This window comes from Kitasatospora sp. NPDC005748, from assembly GCF_040630735.1.
GTDB lineage: Bacteria > Actinomycetota > Actinomycetes > Streptomycetales > Streptomycetaceae > Kitasatospora.
The window spans coordinates 1-5,137 of sequence record NZ_JBEXYD010000135.1 but is presented as its reverse complement, the minus strand read 5'-3'; the positions used below and the strand labels follow the sequence as shown (position 1 = coordinate 5,137).

The window sequence follows — 5,137 nt, the reverse complement described above, 5'->3', positions numbered from 1 at the left end:
AGGGGGGACCCTGTGGGAGAGTAGGACGCCGCCGAACAATCATTCCAAAGAACCCCCCGGTCCGTAAGGATCGGGGGGTTCTTTGCGTTCCCGGACAAGGCGATCCCGGTCAGCCCGAAGAAATCCGGAGAGGCCCGGAACGGCCCAGAGAGGCCCGGAGACCACCGTGCGGCCGAGGGCACCCGGGGCCGTGGGGCGGCCGGCGGTGCCCCGGCCGGGCCGTTCCCGCCGTCAAAATGCCGCTAAAACTGCCTGATCAGCGGCCGGATCGCTGGAGAATCGCAGGCCACGCCGTAGTCTCCAAGGTGAGGGGAACACGTGTCCGGGATGGTCCCCGGAACCGGCCGGATCAAGAATGGTGCACATGGGACGCGGCAGGCTGCGGATCTACCTCGGAGCGGCGCCCGGGGTCGGCAAGACGTACGCCATGCTCTCCGAGGCGCACCGGCGGCGGGAGCGCGGCACGGACGTGGTGGTCGGCTTCGTCGAGGACCACGGGCGGCGGCACACCGCGGAGCTCGTGGACGGCCTGGAGGTCGTCCCGCGCCGCGAGCTGGACCACCGGGGCGCCGCGTTCACCGAGATGGACCTGGATGCCGTACTGGCCCGCCGTCCGCAGGTGGTGCTCGTCGACGAACTCGCGCACACCAATGTGCCGGGCTCCCGCACCGCCAAGCGGTGGCAGGACGTCGAGGAGCTGCTGGCGGCCGGCATCGACGTCATATCGGCCGTGAACATCCAGCACCTGGAGTCTCTGGGCGACGTCGTCGAGGGGATCACCGGGGTCCGGCAGCGGGAGACCGTGCCGGACGAGGTGGTGCGGCGGGCCGACCAGCTCGAACTGGTCGACATGTCGCCCCAGGCCCTGCGCCGGCGGCTGGCCCACGGCAACGTCTACGCGCCGGAGAAGGTCGACGCGGCCCTCGCCAACTACTTCCGCCCCGGGAACCTGACCGCACTGCGCGAACTGGCCCTGCTCTGGACGGCCGACCGGGTTGACGAGTACCTCCAGAAGTACCGGGCCGAGCAGGGCATCAAGGGCACCTGGCAGGCGCGCGAGCGGATCGTGGTCGGCCTGACCGGTGGGCCGGAGGGGGCGACCCTGATCCGCCGGGCGGCCCGGATCGCGGCCCGCGGCTCCGGCGGCGAACTGCTCGCCGTCCACATCTCCCGCTCGGACGGACTGGCCGGCTCGGGATCCGGCTCCTCCCAGACGCTGATCGAGCAGCGGGCGCTGGTGGAGAACCTCGGCGGCAGCTTCCACGCGGTGCTCGCCGACGACCCCGCCGCCGGGCTGCTGGACTTCGCCTGCGGGGTGAACGCCACCCAGATCGTGCTGGGCACCAGCCGCCGGCCCGCCTGGCAGTACCTCTACGGCCCCGGCGTGGGCACCACGGTGACCAGGGCCTCCGGCGACATCGACGTGCACATCGTCACGCACGAGCAGGCCGCCAAGGGCCTGGGCCGGGTGCCGGTCCGCCGGGTCACCGACCTCGGCCGGTCGCGGACCGTCGCCGGCTGGCTGATCGGCCTGGGCGGCCCGCCGCTGCTGGCCCTGCTGCTGACCCACGTCGACGGCCTCGGGCTCTCCACCGACATGCTGCTGTTCCTGTCCCTGACGGTCTGCGCGGCGCTGGTCGGCGGTCTCTTCCCGGCGATCGGCGCGGCGCTGGTCGGATCCTCGGCGCTGAACTACTACTTCGCCCCGCCGATCCACACCTTCACCATCGACGAGCCGCAGAACATCATGGCGGTGGCGATCTTCACCGCCGTCGGCATCGCCGTCGCGTCCGTGGTGGACCTCGCGGCCCGGCGGACCCACCAGGCGGCCCGCAGCCAGACCGAGGCACAGACGCTCAGCGCGCTGGCCGGCACGGTGCTGCGGGGCGCGCCGAGCGGGGACGGCGTCCTGACCGCGCTGCTGGAGCAGGTCCGGGAGACGTTCCAGCAGGACGCCGCCGCGTTGCTGGAGCGGCCCGATCCGCTCGGGCCGTGGCAGTCGGTCGCCGCGGCCGGTCCGCGGCCGCCGCTGCGACCGGAGACCGCCGACGTGGACGTCCCGGTCGGCGACACGCTGGCGCTGGTGCTGCGCGGCCGGGTGCTGCCCGCCGAGGACCGCCGGCTGCTCGGCGCCTTCGCCGCCCAGGCGGCCGTGCTGCTGGAACGGCGCCGGCTGGCGGGGGAGGCCGTCGCGGCCCGGCGGGAGGCCGAGGGCAACCGGATCCGCACGGCGCTGCTCGCCGCCGTTTCGCACGACCTGCGGACCCCGCTGGCGGGCATCAAGGCCTCGGTCAGCTCGCTCCGCTCGGCGGACGTCGAGTGGGACGAGGCGGACGAGGCGGAGCTGCTGGAGGGGATCGAGGCGGGCGCCGACCGGCTCGACCACCTGATCAACAACCTGCTCGACATGAGCCGGCTGCAGACCGGCACCGTCACGCCGCTGATCCAGGAGACCGACCTGGACGAGGTGGTGCCCTTCGCCCTCGGCGGCGTGCCGCCGGAGGCCGTCCGGCTGGACGTCCCCGAGACGCTGCCGATGATCAGGGCCGACGGCGGGCTGCTGGAGCGCTCGCTGGCCAACCTGGTCGAGAACGCCGTCAAGTACAGCCCGGCGGGCGTGAAGGTGCTGGTCAAGGCCGATGCCCTGCACCCGGTGGGCGGCCGGGGCCGGGTCGAGCTGCGGATCGTCGACCGGGGGCCCGGGGTGCCCGAGGACGCCAAGGAACGGATCTTCGCGCCGTTCCAGCGGTACGGGGACGCGCCGCGCGGGGCCGGGGTGGGCCTCGGGCTCGCGGTGGCGCGCGGCTTCGTCGAGGCGATGGACGGGACGGTCACCGCCGAGGACACCCCCGGCGGCGGTCTCACCATGGTCGTCACCCTGCCGGCCGTGGACCGGCCGCCGGAGCCGGCGGAGCGGGCCGACCCGGTCGAGCGGGCCGGCCGGGACGGGCCGGCCGAGCAGGCCGGGGTGCCCGAACGAGCCGAGCGCCCCGGGCCGTCCGGGCACCCCGCGTCGGCCGGGCCGGCCGACCGCCCGTCCCCCGTATGACCACCACCCTTCCGACTGCTGTGAAAGGCGGAGCCCGTATGACCCGGGTCCTCGTCGTGGACGACGAACCGCAGATCGTCCGCGCGCTGGTGATCAACCTCAAGGCCCGCAAGTACGAGGTCGACGCGGCCCACGACGGGGCGGGTGCCCTGGAGCTGGCCGCCGCCCGCCACCCCGACGTGGTGGTCCTCGACCTCGGCCTGCCCGACATGGACGGCGTCGAGGTGATCAAGGGCCTGCGCGGCTGGACCAGGGTGCCGATCATCGTGCTCTCGGCCCGGCACGCCTCCGACGAGAAGGTCGAGGCGCTCGACGCGGGCGCCGACGACTACGTCACCAAGCCCTTCGGCATGGACGAGCTGCTCGCCCGGATGCGCGCCGCCGTCCGCCGGGCCGAGCCGGTGGCCGGTGAGGACGACTCGCTGGTGGTCACCGAGAGCTTCACCGTCGACCTGGCGGCGAAGAAGGTCAACCGGGACGGCGCCGACATCCGCCTGACCCCCACCGAGTGGCACCTGCTGGAGGTGCTGGTCCGCAACGCCGGCCGGCTGGTCAGCCAGACCCAGCTGCTCCAGGAGGTCTGGGGCCCGGCGTACCGGACCGAGACCAACTACCTGCGGGTCTACCTCGCCCAGCTGCGTCGCAAGCTGGAGCGGGACCCTTCGCACCCGCGCCACTTCATCACCGAGCCGGGCATGGGCTACCGCTTCGAGGGCTGACCCCGAGGGCGCCCGGCCCCTCGGTCACCGCCGCGGCCTGCCGCCACGGCTCGCAAAACCGGTACCCTTCCGACATGAGTGGTGACAACAGCAGCGACCAGCCGCAGGGCCGCTTCCGCCGCATGCTCAGCCGGCTGACCTCCTCCACGGAGGAGCTCCAGGCGGAGGAGCTGCGCCAGGAGATCGCGGCGGAGTCGGGCTGCACCCCGATCGCCAGTTGCGGGGACCGTCAACTGGTCACCGTCGCCGGCACCCTGCGAACGGTGACCCTCCGCCCGCGGGCCGGTGTGCCCGCGCTGGAGGCCGAGCTCTTCGACGGCACCGAGGCGCTGGACGTGGTCTGGCTCGGCCGGCGCTCCATCGCCGGCATAGAGCCCGGCCGCCGCCTGGTGGCCAGCGGCCGGATCGGCCACGCACGCGGGCGCCGCGTGCTGTTCAACCCCCGCTACGAACTGCGTCCGGTCGGGCACGGGAGCGAATGAGCGTGAGCAACCACTCCGGCGGCGAGCCCGCCGCCCAGCTCGACCTGGTCGAGGCGGCTCCCGGCGAGGAGGAGGCCAGGCAGGCCGCCTCCCGCGAGGCGGCCTCCCGTGAGGCCGCCGACACCGTGATGAAGGCCTTCGGCGGTGTCCGCGGCATGGTCGACATGACGCTGCCCGGCCTGGTCTTCATCGTCACGTACAACATCACCCACCAGGTCCCCGCGGCCGCCTGGGCCGCGCTCGGCCTGAGCGGACTGTTCGTGGTGGCGCGGCTGGCCCGGCGGGAGACCGTCCAGCACGCCTTCAGCGGTGTCTTCGGGGTCGCCATCGGCGCCTGGATCTCCATGAAGACCGGCAAGGCGGAGAACTTCTACCTGCCCGGTCTGCTCTGGAGCGTCGGCTACTGCATCGGCCTGGCCGTCTCGGCACTGGTCCGCTGGCCGATGATCGGGCTGATGCTCGGCCCGATCACCGGCGAGATGTTCACCTGGCGCAAGCAGAACCCGGGCCGGCTCGCGGCCTACACCAAGGCCACCTGGGCCTGGGTGGTGATCATGGGCATCAAGCCGGTGATCCTCTTCCCGCTGTACTTCACCCACAACGTCAACCTGCTCGGCTGGCTGAAGGTCGCCCTGGGCATCCCGCCGATGCTGCTGGCGATGTACGTCACCTGGCAGATCCTGCTGAAGGCGCCGCCGCCCATCAAGGCGCAGCTGGACGAGGAGCCGGCCGGGGACGGGGCCGAGGCGCCGCCGGGCGACCGGTAGCGGCGGCGGAGCCCGCCGCCGGGACAACAAGCAGCGGGGCCCGCACTCGGATCCGAGTGCGGCTGTTGAGCGCGTCCAGGACGCGCTCCTTCGGGTCGAGGGTCAGCTGGTAGTCGACCC

The 5,137-nt window shown here is 73.2% G+C and carries 4 protein-coding genes; all 4 read left to right on the top strand.

Annotation, left to right across the window (positions count from 1 at the left end; translation table 11 throughout):
• Positions 1–364: 364 nt before the first annotated feature.
• The 4 genes from ABZ495_RS36735 to ABZ495_RS36720 all read left to right on the top strand — a co-directional run bounded on the left by ABZ495_RS36735 (position 365) and on the right by ABZ495_RS36720 (position 5,017).
• The gene (locus ABZ495_RS36735) at positions 365–3,049 is read left to right on the top strand and encodes a sensor histidine kinase KdpD (protein ID WP_359840334.1); all 2,685 of its coding nucleotides are present in this window, start codon (positions 365–367) and stop codon (positions 3,047–3,049) included.
• A 38-nt stretch (positions 3,050–3,087) separates the two neighbouring features.
• Positions 3,088–3,768, top strand: coding sequence for a response regulator (locus ABZ495_RS36730; RefSeq protein ID WP_329487688.1), 681 nt, complete (start codon positions 3,088–3,090; stop codon positions 3,766–3,768).
• 74 nt (positions 3,769–3,842) lie between these two features.
• The gene (locus ABZ495_RS36725; RefSeq protein WP_329487687.1) at positions 3,843–4,250 is read left to right on the top strand and encodes an OB-fold nucleic acid binding domain-containing protein; all 408 of its coding nucleotides are present in this window, start codon (positions 3,843–3,845) and stop codon (positions 4,248–4,250) included.
• 2 nt (positions 4,251–4,252) lie between these two features.
• Positions 4,253–5,017 (top strand): DUF3159 domain-containing protein, encoded by a 765-nt coding sequence (locus ABZ495_RS36720; protein WP_359809412.1) that lies wholly within the window; start codon positions 4,253–4,255, stop codon positions 5,015–5,017.
• Positions 5,018–5,137 lie beyond the last annotated feature (120 nt).

Coding starts and splice junctions, on each gene's coding strand:
- ABZ495_RS36735 (WP_359840334.1), top strand. CDS start 365: ATGGGACGCGGCAGGCTGCGGATCTACCTCGGAGCGGCGCCCGGGGTC.
- ABZ495_RS36730 (WP_329487688.1), top strand. CDS start 3,088: ATGACCCGGGTCCTCGTCGTGGACGACGAACCGCAGATCGTCCGCGCG.
- ABZ495_RS36725 (WP_329487687.1), top strand. CDS start 3,843: ATGAGTGGTGACAACAGCAGCGACCAGCCGCAGGGCCGCTTCCGCCGC.